Source organism: Pseudomonas sp. HP_12, assembly GCF_055283955.1.
The window spans coordinates 193239-209003 of sequence record NZ_JBTOQG010000060.1; the positions used below are offsets into that span (position 1 = coordinate 193239).

Consider the following 15765-nt stretch of genomic DNA (forward strand, 5'->3'; position numbering starts at 1 on the left):
GCCGAATTTCGCCGACGGGGTTTGCTGAGCGAGGCGTGCTACCAACGCCAAGACCGGTCGAATCCCGCTCCCGACGCACGTTTCAGTTTATGCAGGTACCGCCATGTCCTTTCGCACCGATGCCGTCAAAGCCTACTTGCTCGATCTTCAGGACCGCATTTGCGCCGCGCTGGAAACCGAAGATGGCAGCGCCCGTTTCGTCGAGGACGCCTGGGAGCGGCCTGCCGGGGGTGGCGGACGGACCCGCGTGATCGAGAATGGCCATATCCTCGAAAAGGGCGGGGTCAATTTTTCCCACGTCTTCGGCGCCGGCCTCCCCCCATCGGCCAGCGCCCATCGACCGGAGCTGGCAGGACGTGGTTTCGAAGCACTCGGCGTGTCGCTGGTGATGCACCCGCACAATCCTCATGTGCCGACTGCCCACGCCAATGTGCGTTTCTTCATCGCAGAGAAAGAAGGCGAAGAACCAGTGTGGTGGTTCGGAGGCGGCTTTGACCTGACGCCCTATTACGGCGTCGAGGAAGACTGCGTTCATTGGCACCGCGTCGCCGAGCAGGCCTGCGCGCCGTTCGGCGCTGACGTCTATCCCCGTTACAAGGCGTGGTGCGATCGCTACTTCCATATCAAGCACCGCAATGAACCGCGCGGCGTGGGCGGCCTGTTTTTCGATGACCTCAACGAGTGGGATTTCGACACCAGCTTCGCCTTCATTCGCGCCATCGGTGATGCGTTCGTCGAGGCGTATCTGCCCATCGTTCAGCGCCGTAGAGACACTCCGTACACGCCGCAGCAACGGGAGTTTCAGGAGTTCCGCCGTGGGCGTTACGTTGAATTCAATCTGGTGTACGACCGTGGCACCTTGTTCGGGCTGCAATCGGGTGGCCGGACCGAATCGATCCTCATGTCGCTGCCGCCACAAGTGCGCTGGGGCTATGACTGGAAAGCCGAGCCGGGCAGCGAGGAAGCACGCCTGACGGAGTATTTTCTGCAGGATCGCGACTGGCTGGCTGAGGCGGCACAGTGATGACTGATCAGTACGTTGTCTTCGGTAACCCCATCGCCCACAGCAAGTCGCCGCTGATCCATCGCCTGTTCGCCGAGCAAACCGGTCAGGCGCTCGACTACCAGACCTCACTGGCCCCGCTGAACGGCTTCACCGCGTTCGCCAAAGCATTCTTCCAGACCGGCCGTGGCGCCAACGTCACCGTCCCGTTCAAGGAAGAAGCGTACCGGATAGCTGATCAGCTGACCGAGCGCGGCCGTCGTGCCGGGGCGGTCAACACGCTGGCGCTGCAGGCGGATGGCAGCCTGCTGGGTGACAACACGGACGGAGCCGGTCTGGTTCGGGACCTGACGGTCAATCATGGCGTAACGCTCAAGGACAAACGCATCCTTGTGCTCGGAGCTGGCGGCGCGGTGCGTGGCGCGCTGGAACCCTTGCTGGCGGAAGATCCCTACGTGCTGGTGGTCGCCAATCGCACAGTGGAAAAGGCCGAGCGATTGGCCGAGGAGTTTGCCGACATTGGCCCGGTGCTGCCCGCCGGCTATGACTGGCTGGAAGAGCCGGTGGACATCATCATCAACGCCACGTCGGCGAGCCTGTCGGGCGAAGTACCGCCCATTGCGCCCAGTCTGATTCAGCCGGGCGTGACCATTTGCTACGACATGATGTACGCCAAGGAGCCGACCGCCTTTTGCCGCTGGGCCACGGAGCACAGCGCCGGACAGGCAGTGGATGGTTTGGGGATGTTGGTCGAGCAGGCCGCCGAGGCGTTTTGCCTGTGGCGCGGCGTGCGACCGGAGTCAGCGCCGGTTCTGGCGGAACTGCGACGGTTGATGGTGCAGAACGGATAACGCTCACGTTCCAGGCTGACACTTATTTTGTGGTGGATACCTGGTCGTCCAGACGCCGCACTGTCACGCTGCAAGCGCGCTCCCACAGACTGATGTTGGTCCTGTAGGAGTGAGCTTGCTCGCGATGCTTCTTGTCGGCGCTTACAACTTGGCCTTAACCGCTGGCAGCGCGTCTTTGTCGTCAACGGTTTTCACGCCGTCGAGCCATTTGTCCAGCACCGCCGGATTGGCTTTCAGCCACGCTTTCACCGCCTCGGTGTTGCTGACCTTCTTGTCCACCACGGTCTGCATGATCGAGTTTTCCATGTCCTGGGTGAACACCAGGTTGGAAAGCAGCTTGGCCACATTCGGGCAGGCGTCGGCGTAACCTTTGCGCGTCACGGTGTAAACGCTGCCGGTATCACCGAAGTATTTCTCGCCGCCTTTCAGGTAGTGCATGCCTTTGATCTGCACGTTCATCGGGTGTGGCGTCCACCCGAGGAACACCACGAATTCCTTCTTCTTCACGTTGCGCTGCACTTCGGCCAGCATCGCCTGCTCGCTAGACTCAACCAACTTCCAGTCACCCAGCTCGAACTCGTTCTTCTTGATGATTTCCTGAATCGACGCGTTGGCCGGAGCGCCCGAGCCGATGCCGTAGATCTTCTTGTGGAACTTGTCGGCAAATTTGTTCAGGTCGGCGAAGTCGTGAACGCCCGCGTCATAGACGTAATCGGGAACCGCGAGGGTGAACTCGGTGCCTTCCAGGTTCTTCGCGTATTGCGTCACGTCACCGGTGGCGATGAATTTGTCGTAGAAGCCCTGCTGCGCCGGCATCCAGTTGCCCAGAAAGACGTCGAGCTGCCCGTCCTTCAGACCGCCATAGGCGATGGGCACCGCCAGGGTGTCGATCTTGGTTTTGTAGCCCATGCCGTCGAGCAAAAAGCCTGCGGTGGCGTTGGTCGCAGCGATATCGCTCCAGCCTGGATCGGCCATCCGCACAGTGCTGCAGCTCGCGTCGGCGGCATAGGCCACGACGCTGCTCAATCCCAAGACCCCAACCGCCAGCGTGGTGAACAGCTTATTCATGGTGTGCCCCTTTTTGATTTTCTAGGTGTTGGCAGGGTTCAAGGTTGCGGATAACGGGCCTTGCGCTCCAGATCGTCCAGATCAATATGGTTGCGCATGTACTGCTGACTGGCGTCGACCAGCGGCTGGTGATCCCAACTCTTCAGCTTGCCGATGGCCAGCGACTCGGCGACGAAGCGCCGGCGCCGCTGACTGGCGAGCACCTGGTGGTGTATCGCCGGAATGTCCCACTTGGCCTGTGCTTCGGCCAGGAACGCAGCGAACAGGTCGCGATGAGCCTCGGATCGACTCAGCTCTTCCTGCTCCTTCGGATCGTTGCGCACGTCATACAGCAGACATGGGTCCCGTTCCGAATAAATGAATTTGTACGCGCCGCGACGAATCATCATCAGCGGACTGTTGGTGCCCTCGGCCATGTACTCGCCAAACACCTCGTCGTGACCGCCCTCACCTTCCAAGTGCGGCAACAGTGAACGGCCATCGAGCGGCAAACCGGCGTCCAGTTGACCCTCAGCCAATGCCACAAAAGTCGGCAACAGGTCAGCGGTGGACACTGCGGCCTGCACACGGCCGGCCTTGAATTGCCCCGGAGCGTACACCAGCAGCGGGACCCGCGCCGACATCTCGAACCAGTGCATTTTGTACCAGAGCCCGCGCTCACCCAACATGTCGCCATGGTCGCCCGAGAACACAATGATCGTGTCGTCAGCCAAGCCTGTTTCTTCCAGGGTTTTCAGCAGTTTGCCGACGTTGTCATCAATGTAGCTGCATGCGCCGAAATAGGCGCGGCGCGCATCGCGAATCTTTTGCTCGGGCAGGGGCTTGTCCCACAGGTCATAGACTTTCAGCAGGCGTTGAGAATGCGGGTCTAGTTCGGACTGGGCCAACGGCGCGTGGGGCATCGGGATGTCTTCGTCGTTGTACAGATTCCAGTAGGACTTGGGGATGGTGTAAGGGTCATGGGGATGGGTCATCGACACCGTCAGGCAAAACGGCTGATCGCCGTCTTCGCGCACATGGTCGAACAGATACTGCTGCGCCTTGAACACCACTTCTTCGTCGAAATCGAGCTGATTGGTGCGTACGCAAGGACCGGCCTGCAGCACCGAAGACATATTGTGGTACCAGGTCGGGCGCACATCCGGCTCGTCCCAGTTCACGGCCCAACCGTAATCGGCCGGATAGATGTCGCTGGTCAGGCGCTCTTCGTAGCCGTGCAATTGGTCAGGGCCACAGAAATGCATCTTGCCGGACAGCGCCGTGCGATAGCCAAGACGACGCAGGTAGTGGGCGTAGGTCGGCACATCAGCGGGGAAATCAGCAGCATTATCGTAAGCGCCGATCTTGCTCGGCAACTGACCGCTGACCAGAGTGAAACGCGACGGCGCGCACAGCGGACTGTTGCAGTAGGCGGCGTCGAACACCACGCCTTCAGCTGCGAGGCGACTCAAGTGGGGCATCTTGATGGGGGAAGAGGCGTACATCGGCAACATGGGCGCGGCCATCTGATCGGCCATGATGAAAAGAATGTTCTTGCGCTTCATGTTTTCGCGGCGTCCCATAGTCATTATTTATGCGAAAGTGCTTTGACCAAGGATGGTGCCCATGCCGTCTGCGGTAAAGCCCATGTGCGGCAATGCTTAGGATAAGTACAGCTTATGTTTGAAGCCCTTGGTGCCATGTCACTGGATTTGCTACGCGGCTTTGAGGCCGCCGCACGGTTGCGCAGTTTTACCGCTGCGGCTATCGAGCTCGGCACTACTCAGCCGGCCATCAGCCAGCAAATCAAGCGACTGGAAGAGCAACTGGGGACGCGGCTGTTTGATCGCATCTATCGCGGCATTGAGCTGACGGACGCCGGGCAGATTCTCTTCAATCACGTACAGACCGGGCTGGAGTCGATGGACGCGGGCCTCAGCGCAATCACCGAGCAGCATCAGCACGAGGTTTTGCAGGTGGCGACCGACTTCGCTTTCGCTGCCTACTGGCTGATGCCGCGGCTGCACCGCTTCCACAAGGACAACCCCGACGTCGACGTCAGCCTGGTCACCAGCGAGCGCAGTCACAGCATGCTGCGCGCGGATATCGATGTGGCCGTGTTGTTCGGCGACGGGCGATTCAAGCAGGGCGAAAGCCACTGGTTATTCAGCGAGGAAGTGTTCCCGGTCTGCAGCCCGCGATTGCTGAAGGGGCGCGACCTGCCCTTGCCCACCAAGGCGCTGAAAGACTTCGCGCTGCTGCACTTGCGCGGCGAAGGCGGCAACAACTGGTTCGACTGGAGTGGCGTGTTCCGTGCCCTGAATATCCCTCAGGCACCCGCGCCGGGGCAGCTGAGATTCGATAACTACACGCTGCTGATTCAGGCGGCGATCGGCGGCCAGGGCGTGGCCATCGGCTGGCGACATCTGGTGGATGATTTGCTGGAGCAGGGTTTGCTATGCCGCCCTATCGAAGCAAGCGCCGTCTCCGGATACGGGTATTACATCGTCCTGCCGCAACGCAAACGGCGCGTGCAGATCGTGCAGCGGTTCGTGGACTGGTTAAGAAGTGAACAGGCGTTGAGTGGAGATCTTTTGAAGGGCAAGTCGCTGCCGTCGATTGCGGTTTAAGTAAGCTATCAAAAATGCGCCAACGATTGATGTATGCCCAATCAATCAAATGTTGTGCTGTCTCGTTAGGACCTTAGCAGTCCAGAAGATTCCTACAACTTTATCAGATGTATTGCAGTTTACTTGGCCACCGGCTTACGGTTAATTCACTTATGCAGCTTGTGTAGAAGAATCGAAGCGAATCCATGTTCTTTTGTCTAAGTCGGTATTTTTGTCGGAACTCCACTATGCGTAATTTACTAACAGTGGCACTGTTAAATATAAGAGTGTATTTGGTGACGACTTGGCGATGGCTGGCAGAACGGGTAAGCAGGAGAATCATTATTCTCTTTCTTAATGTCTGCAGGTTTGTTTTGATTGCTTACATATTACTCATCTTCTTTGGGTACTACAGTGCCTTTTGGTTTATATAACCATCACCTTTTTGAAAATCTGGAATAATGATGCCTGAACATCTAAGTAAAAGCGATCTTGATATGTTGAACACCTTGCGGGTATATGACTCGCCGGGTGCTATGTATGATGTCCTGCAATCATACGGGTATAAGTACGCAGTACTCGCTGGAGGGATCATGGATGCCAATTCGCTGTCAGGCTCCGCGGCAGTGAACTTCCTGAAGCTTACAGCGCAGCGCGACGGCCGCCCATTTTCAGATCATACAATCCGCTGGGTTTATGATCGCATGGCTCAGGGTTACCTGGATAAGCTTTACGCCCAGTACAACAGTCAAGGCGTAGTCAACAGAGATATAAATCATCGTGAGGCATGGGATGTGCACAACAATGTTTTCCCAAGTCTCGGGTTTGTCCCGGACGCTTGGACGCTGAATTCAGTTTTCAACGTCATGGGAAATGATGAAATGAGGGAGCGATATTGGACTGAAATTCTTGAATCCGCAGGTGATCCTGTCGCAGAAGTTCTGATCTTCATAAAGACAGAGACTTTTATGGCAACTGCTTCAGTGATTGGTAACGCGGATGTGAAAGCTGTTACTAATAGCTGGCGTTCGCGAGTAGACACACCATCAACATTTGCGGGAGTTGGGAGCAGTGCCACTGGAATGATCGTTGATCGAGTCGATAATCTTTTTAAAGATATAACCAACACCGTCCTGGGGCCCGTGCCAGCGGGTACGATTATACCTACTTGGACACCCGCACCCGCAGCAACTCCATTACCAGTGCCGAATGCCGCTACAACGCCACCACCTCCAATACCTGCGCCTCCGAGAGTACCCGTCCACCCGGTACGTAAACCTCGTAAGAAGCCCCGGCTTCCCCCGCCGACAACTTACAAGGGACACCCTGGTAGTGGGTATGGACAGACCAGTGGAGGGGGACGTGGGCCAAGTTTCTGGCTGGAATGACTCAGCCAAACTGCTGGCAATGACTTGAAGCGCGCTTGTCATGACGCTCCCGCAGTTATAGCTGCCGAGCCATAATTGCGGGAGCGAGCTTGCTGGCGAATAGTCGGTAGAGCCGCTAGTTATTAGCGGCTGGAAGGCCCCTTTCGCGGGCAAGCGCGCTCCTACAGGATTAGCGTCCGTCCCACACCACGCGAGTGGACGCCATTTCTAAACGCCCTTAATTGAGCACGCCATCCAGAATTTCATAAACAATCCCGCTGCCAATGGCGATCAACACAACGTCCGGGCCCAGGCGGCGCCATTCGTAGCCATCGTATTGAGGCAGATATTGCAGCGAGCGTTGGTCCAGTCGACGGCCGTAACCGCGTGGCAGCGGGTGGCCTTTGACGATGTGGACGCCAGGGGGCAGCGGCTGACCGCGACCGATGACTTCCCGGTGCTCGGTGATGGTCCGGCGCACATCGCCGAAGTCGGCAGGAGGACGGCCGCCACGCTGGTTATTGCCACGGTTATCCGCACGCGGTTCGTTGCGATGGTCGTTGCCGTTGCCGCGATCGCCCTGCGGACCGCCTTGCGGACCATTGGGTTGGCCGTGATCCTGATGCTGGCCCGGGCCGTTGTCATCGCCCCCGCGTTGATCCGGTGGTGCAGCCTGAACCAGCGCGCTGGCGCTGAGCATCAACACGCCCAACCCGGCGATCAAACGATTCGAGACTTTCATGTAGCGCGCTCCTGAGCAAATACGGGCAGCAAAAAGGGGTTCAGGACGTGGTCCTGAACCCCTTCGCTGTACGGCTTAGTGTGCTGCCAGAGACCGAGATTCCTCTGTATCAGAAACTTTACCTTCGGCTACGCGGGCTTTACGCACGCCTTGGGACAACTGCGCGCACAAACCCAGCACGCCGCTGACCGCATGTTCCGGCGAAGACGCGTTGGCGATCTGATCGATCAGTGCCGAACCGACGACGACACCGTCGGCCACGCGCGCAATGGCGGCCGCTTGTTCAGCTGTGCGAATACCGAAGCCGACACTGATTGGCAGATCGGTATGGCGGCGAAGGCGTTGCACTGCGTCCTTAACGTGATCAATCGTTGCAGAGCCCGCGCCTGTCACGCCCGCCACCGACACGTAGTAAACGAAACCGGAGCTGCCGTTGAGCACGGTCGGTAAACGAACGTCATCAGTGGTCGGCGTGGTCAGGCGGATGAAGTCCAGACCTGCGTCCTGCGCTGGGTCGCACAACTCGGCGTTGTGCTCCGGCGGCAGGTCCACCACGATCAGTCCGTCGACGCCCGACGAATGAGCTTCGGAGATGAAGCGCTCGATGCCGTAGTTGTGGATGGGATTGTAGTAACCCATCAGCACCAGCGGCGTGACGCTGTCTTCTTCACGGAATTCGCGAACCATCTGCAGCGTCTTCGCCAAGTTTTGCTTGGCGTTAAGCGCGCGAATGTTGGCCAGCTGAATTGCCGGGCCGTCGGCCATCGGGTCAGTGAACGGCATACCCAGCTCGATTACATCGGCACCTGCCTTCGGCAATCCCTTGAGGATCGCCAGCGAGGTGTCGTAGCCGGGGTCGCCTGCCGTGATGAACGTCACCAGGGCTGCGCGGTTTTGTTCTTTCAGTTCAGCAAAACGCGTTTGCAGGCGGCTCATCAGTGTTTCTCCTGCTGGGACAGATCCAGGTGGTGCATTACGGTTTGCATGTCCTTGTCGCCACGACCGGACAGGTTGACCACCATCAGGTGATCCTTCGGCAGGTTTGGAGCGCGTTTGAACACTTCAGCCAGGGCGTGGGCGGTTTCCAGCGCCGGGATGATGCCTTCGAGGCGGCAGCACTGGTGGAACGCAGCCAGTGCTTCATCGTCGGTGACCGAGGTGTATTCGACGCGACCGATGTCATGCAACCAAGCGTGCTCAGGGCCAATGCCTGGGTAGTCGAGGCCGGCTGAAATCGAGTGGGCGTCGATAATCTGACCGTCGTTGTCCTGCAACAGGAAGGTGCGGTTGCCGTGCAGTACGCCCGGAACGCCGCCGTTCAGGCTGGCGGCGTGCTTGCCGGTCTCGATGCCGTGGCCGGCCGCTTCGACACCGATGATGCGCACACTCGTGTCATCCAGAAACGGATGAAACAGTCCCATTGCGTTCGAGCCACCGCCGATGCACGCCACCAGACTGTCCGGCAGACGGCCTTCGTGCTCTTGCATCTGAACGCGGGTTTCCTTGCCGATCACGGACTGGAAGTCACGAACCATTGCAGGGTAAGGGTGCGGACCTGCGACGGTGCCGATCAGGTAGAAGGTGCTGTCGACGTTGGTAACCCAGTCACGCAGTGCCTCGTTCATGGCGTCCTTCAGCGTGCCAGTACCAGCGACCACCGGAATGATCGTGGCGCCCAACAGCTTCATGCGGAACACGTTGGCTTGCTGACGCTCGATGTCAGTGGTGCCCATGTAGATGACGCACTCCAGGCCAAAGCGTGCCGCCACGGTAGCGGTGGCAACGCCGTGCATGCCGGCGCCGGTCTCGGCGATGATGCGCTTTTTGCCCATGCGCCGCGCCAGCAGGATCTGGCCGATACAGTTATTGATTTTGTGCGCGCCGGTATGGTTGAGCTCTTCGCGCTTCAGGTAAATCTTGGCGCCGCCACAATGCTCGGTCAGGCGCTCGGCGAAATACAGCGGGTTTGGACGACCCACGTAATCGCGCTGGAAGTACTCCAGATCTTTCAGGAACGAAGGATCATTCTTCGCGATTTCGTACTCGCGGTTCAGATCAAGGATCAGCGGCATCAAGGTTTCAGCGACATAACGGCCGCCGAAGGCACCGAACATGCCACGGTCGTCCGGGCCTTGGCGGTATGCAGTTTGGGTCTGGGTCATGTGGACCTCCGGAGATACGAATAGAGTTAGCCGTCAGGCAGTGATCACACTCTAACCAGCGCCAGCGACGATGAAAACCGATAAGATCGGGGCAACCTGTCAGGAAAACTCACACATCCCATGAGCCGAGACCTTCCGCCCCTCAACGCATTGCGTGCTTTTGAAGCCACCGCCCGGCTGAACAGTGTCAGTCAGGCTGCTGAGCAATTGCACGTGACCCATGGTGCCGTGAGTCGCCAGCTGAAAGTGCTGGAGGAACACTTGGGTGTGAGCCTGTTCAGCAAAGATGGACGTGGCCTGAAACTCACAGATGCAGGCATTCGGTTGCGGGATGCGAGTGCCGAAGCATTTGATCGTCTGCGCGGTGTCTGTGCTGAGCTTAGCCAGGGCAGCGCGAATGCGCCGTTCGTATTGGGCTGCTCTGGAAGCCTATTGGCACGCTGGTTCATTCCAAGGCTGGGGCGCCTGAATGCTGACCTCCCCGACCTGCGCCTGCACCTCTCCGCAGGAGAAGGCGATCTTGACCCGCGACGTCCCGGGCTGGATGCACTGCTGATATTCGCCGAACCGCCATGGCCTACGGACATGCAGGTCTTCGAGCTTGCCAGCGAGCGCATTGGGCCGGTGATGAGTCCACGATTCGCGCGGTTCGACGAGCTGCGACACGCCCCGGTCCATGCGCTGTTGGGCGAGCCATTGCTGCAGACCATATCGCGGCTGCAAGCCTGGCCGGCATGGGCGACGCAAAACGGCATCGAGCCCAACGCGCTGAGCTACGGACAGGATTTCGAGCATTTGTATTATTTACTGGAGGCGGCTGTTGCAGGGCTTGGCGTGGCGATCGCGCCGGAGCCGTTGGTGGCTGACGACTTGAAAGCCGGACGCCTGGCCGCGCCATGGGGTTTCAGTGAAACCCCGGCGCAGCTGGCGTTATGGGTACCAAAGCGCGCCGCGGATGGGCGCGCTCAGCACCTGGCTCGATGGCTCAAGCAGGAACTCGAGCGATCAGGGCAGGCTTGATCAGCCGCGCTTGCACAGCAGGTAAGCTGCCAGCAGGCCGATTGCGCCAACGGCGACGCCTGCGGTAGTCCAAGGGTGCTCTTGGGCGTAGTCACGGGTCGCAACGCTGGTTTCGCGAGTTTTGACTTTGACGTCTTCGTAGACATCGCTCAACAGGCTGCGCGAATGGCTCAGCGCGCTTTCAGCGTTGGCTTTCAGGTTTTTCAGAGTCTTGCGCGACTCGTCGGAAGCGTCGGACTTCAAGCCTTCCAGCGACTTGAGCAGACTCTCGATCTCGGCTTCCATGCTTTGCAACGACGCTTTACGGGATGACGTGAATGCCATGATTTGACTCTCCTGCTGTGATGAGTGGCGTGTGTTGTTTCCGACTACAGGGTTTCGAGAAAGTGCAGTGCGTAATGCGAAGTGCCGTTTCTTCTGAACTTTTAGGCCGCATTTCGGCACAGAGATAGTGAACACAATCACTGCGGCGCTGCCACCGCGCAACACCTTTCAGGAGAACTGCCATGTCTGATCATCACACCTACAAAATGCTGGAGCTGGTCGGGTCATCGACCGTGAGCACCGACGACGCGATCCAGAACGCTATTGCCCAGGCTGCCAAGTCCGTGAAGCTCATGGAATGGTTCGAAGTGCTGGAAACCCGCGGCCACATCGAAGACGGCAAAGTCGGTCACTTCCAGGTGACCATCAAGGTTGGCTTCCGCATCGACAACAGCTGAGTCGCTGAACTTTTAGAGTGGCCGAGTGCCACAACCTTCGCTATACATACCGCGCAGTCGTGACTTTTTCCAAGGTTCATGACGCTGGTTCATGTAGTCAGGCCGCCCCGATTGGAGCGGCCTTGTTGATCCGAAAATGCGCCTGACGAGGGGATGTACCGATGAAAAAAGTTCTGTTGGCCATAGGCTTGTTGAGCATTGCGGGCACTACGATGGCCGCTGGTAAATCGTGCGATGACGTGAAATCCGACATCGACGCGAAGATCAAAGCCAAGGGCGTCGCCTCCTACACGCTGGAAGCTGTAGAAAAAGGCAGCTCGGCGGACGGTAAGGTTGTTGGCACCTGCGAAGGCGGCAACAAGGAAATCGTTTACAAGCGCGGCTGATCTCGGCCCGCTGATACAAAAAAACCGGCGCATATGGCGTCGGTTTTTTTGTTTATGGCAGGACAGGTTTCAGCGAAAGGCCGTGACTCAGCCCCTCGCCGCTTGCGCCAAGATCTCGTAAGAGCGTAGGCGATCGGCATGTTCGTACATGTCACAGGTGAAGATCAGCTCATCTGCGTCGGTCTGCTCAAGCAGCACATCCAGCTTCGCACGAATCTTCTCCGGACCGCCGACGACCGCCAGCCCCAGGAAATCCATCACCGCATCACGTTCATGGGGCAGCCACAAACCATTCATGCTCTCGACGGGCGGCTTCTGCATCAGACTCTGCCCACGCATCAGGCTCAGGATGCGTTGGTACACCGACGTCACCAGGTATTCAGCTCGCTCGTCTGTCTCTGCGGCGGCCAACGGGACGCCGAGCATCACGTAGGGCTTGTCGAGGACGTCCGAAGGTTTGAAGTGACTGCGGTAGACCCGAATCGCTTCGTGCATGAAGCGTGGCGCGAAGTGCGACGCGAATGCATAGGGCAGCCCCCGCTCACCGGCCAGTTGAGCACTGAACAGGCTCGAACCCAGCAACCAGATCGGCACATTGGTATTGGTGCCGGGCACAGCGAGAACGCGCTGATGGGGCTGACGCGGCCCGAGGTAGTTGACCAGTTCGGTCACGTCATCCGGGAAATCATCGGCACTGCCTGAGCGCTCGCGACGCAGGGCGCGGGCCGTCATCTGATCGGAACCCGGCGCGCGGCCAAGACCGAGGTCGATCCGCCCCGGAAACAAGCTTTCCAGCGTGCCGAACTGCTCGGCGATTACCAGCGGCGCGTGGTTGGGCAGCATGATCCCGCCCGACCCGACCCGAATGGTCGACGTGCCGCCGGCCAGATAGGCCAGCAGAACAGAAGTTGCCGAACTGGCGATGCCGTCCATGTTGTGGTGCTCGGCCACCCAGAAACGGTTGTAGCCCCATTTCTCGACGTGTTGCGCCAGGTCCAGCGCATTACGCAGCGATTCCGCCGGGCCTTTGTCTTCGCGGACGGGCACCAGATCGAGCGTCGAAATCTTCACATCAGCTAATCGTTTCATAGGCCGTTGTTGATCCTCTTGAGGCTTGAATCGGCGCATCCGTCGGGGACATCACGCGAGCAAACCGGCATTAAGACTAAATATTTGCGTTAAGCCATAGGATAAGGGCGGATTTCAGAGTTGCAATGGGTAAGGCGAAATTTCCTACTAATTTGGTCGGATTTAACGTTGCGCCCGTCCGCAAAAAAGCACATGGGGCATAAGCGTTGAACTAAGTCCCGCCTACACTCCTCAGAACTTTGGTCCGCGTGCGGGCGAAATCGCACTTTTCATGAGGAGACACCATGAGCATCGTCAAGAAAGCATCCGCCCACTGGGAAGGTGACCTGAAGTCGGGTATCGGCAGCATCTCTACTGAAACCGGCGTCCTGCGCGAAGCGCCGTACGGCTTCAAGGCCCGCTTCGAAGGCGGCAAGGGCACCAACCCGGAAGAACTGATCGGCGCAGCCCACGCTGGCTGCTTCTCGATGGCACTGTCGATGATCCTTGGCAATGCGAATCTGAAAGCTGACAGCATCGACACCACCGCTGACGTCACCCTGGATCAAGTTGATGGCGGCTTCGCGATCACTGCCGTGCACCTGACACTGAAAGCCAAAATCCCTGGCGCAACTCAGGAGCAGTTCGAGAAACTGACCAACGATGCGAAGGAAGGCTGCCCGGTTTCGAAAGTGCTCAACGCCAAGATCACGCTCGATGCCACGCTGGTGAGCTGATTCGCGTTACTGTTGCACTCGATGGCCCGCAATTGCGGGCCATCTTCGTTATGGACGCGCCAGAACCGGCGTGCGCCCCCACGGTCACATGCTAGGCCGATGCGTATCGCACGGTGCCGAAGGAGTCGAATATGAAACGTATCGCCGCAATCCTGATTCTTGGTGCTCTGACCACCAGTGCCTTCGCTGCGCCCAAGCCGTGTGAAGAGCTTAAAGCCGAAATCGAAACGAAGATCCAGGCTCAGAGCGTCAGCTCATACACGTTGGAGATCGTGGCCAATAAAGATGTCACCGACCAGAGCATGGTCGTCGGTACTTGCGAAAACGACACGAAAAAAATCATCTACCAGAATAACGGTCGCTAGTCCGGGCGTGAGCTGAAGTAGTTCGTAGGCTGTGTGTAAGCCATCTTGTGTGGGTGGCGAGGCCGAGATAACGCGTCACGGAATACAGAAAATGTCCCCCTCCTCCGCGAGCACGTTGCGTTGCTCGTCCCGCAACTGTGCGTCGATGCTGTTGGTAATATTGCGCACGTCGAGACGATAGCGGTGGCCGGCTTCGAAGCGGTCGTAGTTGATCGTTACGTAGCAGGTTCGCTCGTTGTAGATGTCCATCGACAGGCCCATGGCGCCGGGCGCGTAGTCATAGTCGTAACGTACTTCGAGCTTGTGCTTGCCGGGCGTCACCTGAAAGAAGCGTCCGTCGTAGGTGCGCACGCCGTCCAGCTTGTCCGCCATCAGGGTCTTGCCGGTAAAGGTATGCAGATCGACCCACGCCTGCTGGGGATCAACCGCAGGCAGCGGCCCCGCGCATCCGGCCAGAAGACTCAGGGCAACGAGGGACAGAGGCAAGCGCATGATGAACTCCGCAGCAGGACAAGTGGCGATGATGGTTGCGTCAGAGGCAGGCTGTCCGGCATAACGCTGATGTTTGCACTTCATGAATATCGACGTTAAGGCTGCTGCATGATTCGATCAAAAAAGGCCTGGCTGCATCGCGGCCTGCCGGTGCTGGCGACTTTACTCCTCGGCGGCTGCTCCAGTCTTTCCTATTACTCGCAACTGGCCAGCGGCCAAATGGCCCTGTTGCGAGCGCGCGAACCGGTTGCCGACGTCATCGCTGACCCCAATCGCGACCCTACGCTGCGCGATCATCTGCGCACATCTCAGCAGGCCCGTGCCTTTGCGACCGAGCATCTGCATCTGCCGGATAACCGCAGCTACCGCCTTTACGCCGATATCCATCGCCCGTATGTCGTCTGGAACGTATTCGCGACCGGCGAATTTTCCCTTGATCCTGTCACCCATTGCTTCCCCATCGCCGGGTGCGTGGCCTACCGCGGCTACTACACCCAGGGCGCCGCGCGGGGGGATGCGGCTGTTCAGAAGCTGGAGGGTAAAGACGTGTATGTCAGCGGCGTGGAAGCGTACTCAACGCTCGGCTGGTTCGATGATCCGATTATCAGCTCGATGATGAACTGGGGCGATGAGCGTCTGGCCACGCTGATCTTTCATGAGTTGGCGCACCAGCGGTTTTACGTGAAGGACGACAGCGAGTTCAACGAGTCCTACGCCAGTTTCGTGGAGCAGGAAGGCACACGTCAGTGGCGCGCGGCGCGGGGTTTGCCTGCGGACGGCGGGTCTTCGGAAGCGCGGCGACGCGATCAACTCACACAGTTGGCGCTCGACACCCGGGATCGGCTGAAGGCGCTGTACGCCGAGCCGCTGAGTCCGCAGGTGATGCGCGAACGCAAGGCCGCTGAGTTCGAGCGTCTGCGTAGCGAGTATCGGCAGCTGCGCGACAGTCAGTGGGGCGGCGACAAGCGCTTTGACGGCTGGGTGTATGCACCGATGAACAACGCACGCCTGCTGCCCATTGGTCTGTACGATCAGTGGGTACCGGCGTTTGAAGCGTTGTTCAGGCAGGTGAACGGCGATTGGCCCGCATTCTATTCGGCGGTGGAAAAGCTGGGCGGACTGCCCAAGGATGAACGCAAGGCGGCGCTGCAGCGGCTGGCCCAAAAAGCCTAAGCGGCATGATCGTTCCCCCGT

At 58.8% G+C, this 15765-nt stretch carries 18 protein-coding genes; 10 read left to right on the forward strand and 8 right to left on the reverse strand.

Annotation, left to right across the window (positions count from 1 at the left end; genetic code table 11):
- Positions 1 to 103 precede the first annotated feature (103 nt).
- A complete protein-coding gene (gene hemF / locus ACYASU_RS24640; RefSeq protein WP_346627338.1) occupies positions 104 to 1024 on the forward strand; it encodes an oxygen-dependent coproporphyrinogen oxidase in 921 nt (306 codons plus the stop codon).
- Complete coding sequence (gene aroE, locus ACYASU_RS24645) at positions 1024 to 1854, forward strand: shikimate dehydrogenase (RefSeq protein ID WP_463584366.1); 831 nt, start codon at positions 1024 to 1026, stop codon at positions 1852 to 1854. The genes hemF and aroE overlap by 1 nt, the downstream gene beginning before the upstream one ends.
- A gap of 141 nt (positions 1855 to 1995) precedes the next feature.
- On the opposite strand, the gene choX is transcribed toward aroE, so the two are convergent.
- Entirely contained in the window at positions 1996 to 2922 is a 927-nt protein-coding gene (gene choX / locus ACYASU_RS24650) for a choline ABC transporter substrate-binding protein (protein ID WP_192174411.1), read from the reverse strand.
- Between the two features lie 38 nt (positions 2923 to 2960).
- Positions 2961 to 4466, reverse strand: coding sequence for a choline-sulfatase (betC, locus tag ACYASU_RS24655; protein WP_463584367.1), 1506 nt, complete (start codon positions 4464 to 4466; stop codon positions 2961 to 2963).
- A gap of 114 nt (positions 4467 to 4580) precedes the next feature.
- Here betC and ACYASU_RS24660 point away from each other — a divergent pair, with 114 nt between their 5' ends.
- Complete coding sequence (locus tag ACYASU_RS24660) at positions 4581 to 5531, forward strand: choline sulfate utilization transcriptional regulator (RefSeq protein WP_463584368.1); 951 nt, start codon at positions 4581 to 4583, stop codon at positions 5529 to 5531.
- Positions 5532 to 5974: 443 nt separating this feature from the next.
- A complete protein-coding gene (locus tag ACYASU_RS24665; protein WP_463584369.1) occupies positions 5975 to 6898 on the forward strand; it encodes a hypothetical protein in 924 nt (307 codons plus the stop codon).
- A gap of 217 nt (positions 6899 to 7115) precedes the next feature.
- Here ACYASU_RS24665 and ACYASU_RS24670 read toward each other — a convergent pair whose 3' ends face one another.
- From ACYASU_RS24670 to trpB, 3 genes are all read right to left on the reverse strand, one after another.
- Positions 7116 to 7619, reverse strand: coding sequence for an anti-virulence regulator CigR family protein (locus ACYASU_RS24670; RefSeq protein WP_463584370.1), 504 nt, complete (start codon positions 7617 to 7619; stop codon positions 7116 to 7118).
- Between the two features lie 75 nt (positions 7620 to 7694).
- Positions 7695 to 8555: a tryptophan synthase subunit alpha gene (gene trpA / locus ACYASU_RS24675; RefSeq protein ID WP_282365463.1), complete on the reverse strand. Its 861-nt coding sequence runs from the start codon at positions 8553 to 8555 to the stop codon at positions 7695 to 7697.
- Positions 8555 to 9781, reverse strand: coding sequence for a tryptophan synthase subunit beta (gene trpB, locus ACYASU_RS24680; RefSeq protein ID WP_423572099.1), 1227 nt, complete (start codon positions 9779 to 9781; stop codon positions 8555 to 8557). The genes trpA and trpB overlap by 1 nt, the downstream gene beginning before the upstream one ends.
- A 120-nt stretch (positions 9782 to 9901) precedes the next feature.
- On the opposite strand from trpB, the gene ACYASU_RS24685 reads away from it, so the two are divergent.
- The gene (locus tag ACYASU_RS24685) at positions 9902 to 10801 is read left to right on the forward strand and encodes a LysR family transcriptional regulator (protein WP_463584371.1); all 900 of its coding nucleotides are present in this window, start codon (positions 9902 to 9904) and stop codon (positions 10799 to 10801) included.
- Here ACYASU_RS24685 and ACYASU_RS24690 read toward each other — a convergent pair whose 3' ends face one another.
- The gene (locus ACYASU_RS24690; protein WP_037017008.1) at positions 10802 to 11125 is read right to left on the reverse strand and encodes an ElaB/YgaM/YqjD family protein; all 324 of its coding nucleotides are present in this window, start codon (positions 11123 to 11125) and stop codon (positions 10802 to 10804) included.
- A gap of 182 nt (positions 11126 to 11307) precedes the next feature.
- Between ACYASU_RS24690 and ACYASU_RS24695 the strand changes: the two genes are divergently transcribed.
- Together ACYASU_RS24695 and ACYASU_RS24700 are read left to right on the forward strand one after the other, a co-directional pair.
- Positions 11308 to 11523 (forward strand): dodecin, encoded by a 216-nt coding sequence (locus ACYASU_RS24695; protein WP_065987998.1) that lies wholly within the window; start codon positions 11308 to 11310, stop codon positions 11521 to 11523.
- 161 nt (positions 11524 to 11684) lie between these two features.
- Positions 11685 to 11909: a DUF1161 domain-containing protein gene (locus ACYASU_RS24700; protein WP_463584372.1), complete on the forward strand. Its 225-nt coding sequence runs from the start codon at positions 11685 to 11687 to the stop codon at positions 11907 to 11909.
- 87 nt (positions 11910 to 11996) lie between these two features.
- Here the strand turns inward: ACYASU_RS24700 and ACYASU_RS24705 are convergent, their stop codons facing one another.
- Positions 11997 to 12998: an LLM class flavin-dependent oxidoreductase gene (locus ACYASU_RS24705; RefSeq protein ID WP_192174419.1), complete on the reverse strand. Its 1002-nt coding sequence runs from the start codon at positions 12996 to 12998 to the stop codon at positions 11997 to 11999.
- Positions 12999 to 13282: 284 nt separating this feature from the next.
- Between ACYASU_RS24705 and ACYASU_RS24710 the strand changes: the two genes are divergently transcribed.
- Together ACYASU_RS24710 and ACYASU_RS24715 are read left to right on the forward strand one after the other, a co-directional pair.
- Positions 13283 to 13714, forward strand: a complete 432-nt coding sequence (locus tag ACYASU_RS24710; protein WP_037017022.1) for an OsmC family protein — start codon at positions 13283 to 13285, stop codon at positions 13712 to 13714.
- A 131-nt stretch (positions 13715 to 13845) separates the two neighbouring features.
- Complete coding sequence (locus ACYASU_RS24715) at positions 13846 to 14079, forward strand: DUF1161 domain-containing protein (protein WP_192174420.1); 234 nt, start codon at positions 13846 to 13848, stop codon at positions 14077 to 14079.
- 75 nt (positions 14080 to 14154) lie between these two features.
- Here ACYASU_RS24715 and ACYASU_RS24720 read toward each other — a convergent pair whose 3' ends face one another.
- A complete protein-coding gene (locus ACYASU_RS24720; RefSeq protein WP_346631430.1) occupies positions 14155 to 14571 on the reverse strand; it encodes a PA0061/PA0062 family lipoprotein in 417 nt (138 codons plus the stop codon).
- 108 nt (positions 14572 to 14679) lie between these two features.
- Here ACYASU_RS24720 and ACYASU_RS24725 point away from each other — a divergent pair, with 108 nt between their 5' ends.
- Positions 14680 to 15744: an aminopeptidase gene (locus ACYASU_RS24725; RefSeq protein ID WP_463584373.1), complete on the forward strand. Its 1065-nt coding sequence runs from the start codon at positions 14680 to 14682 to the stop codon at positions 15742 to 15744.
- The last annotated feature ends 21 nt before the right edge of the window (positions 15745 to 15765 follow it).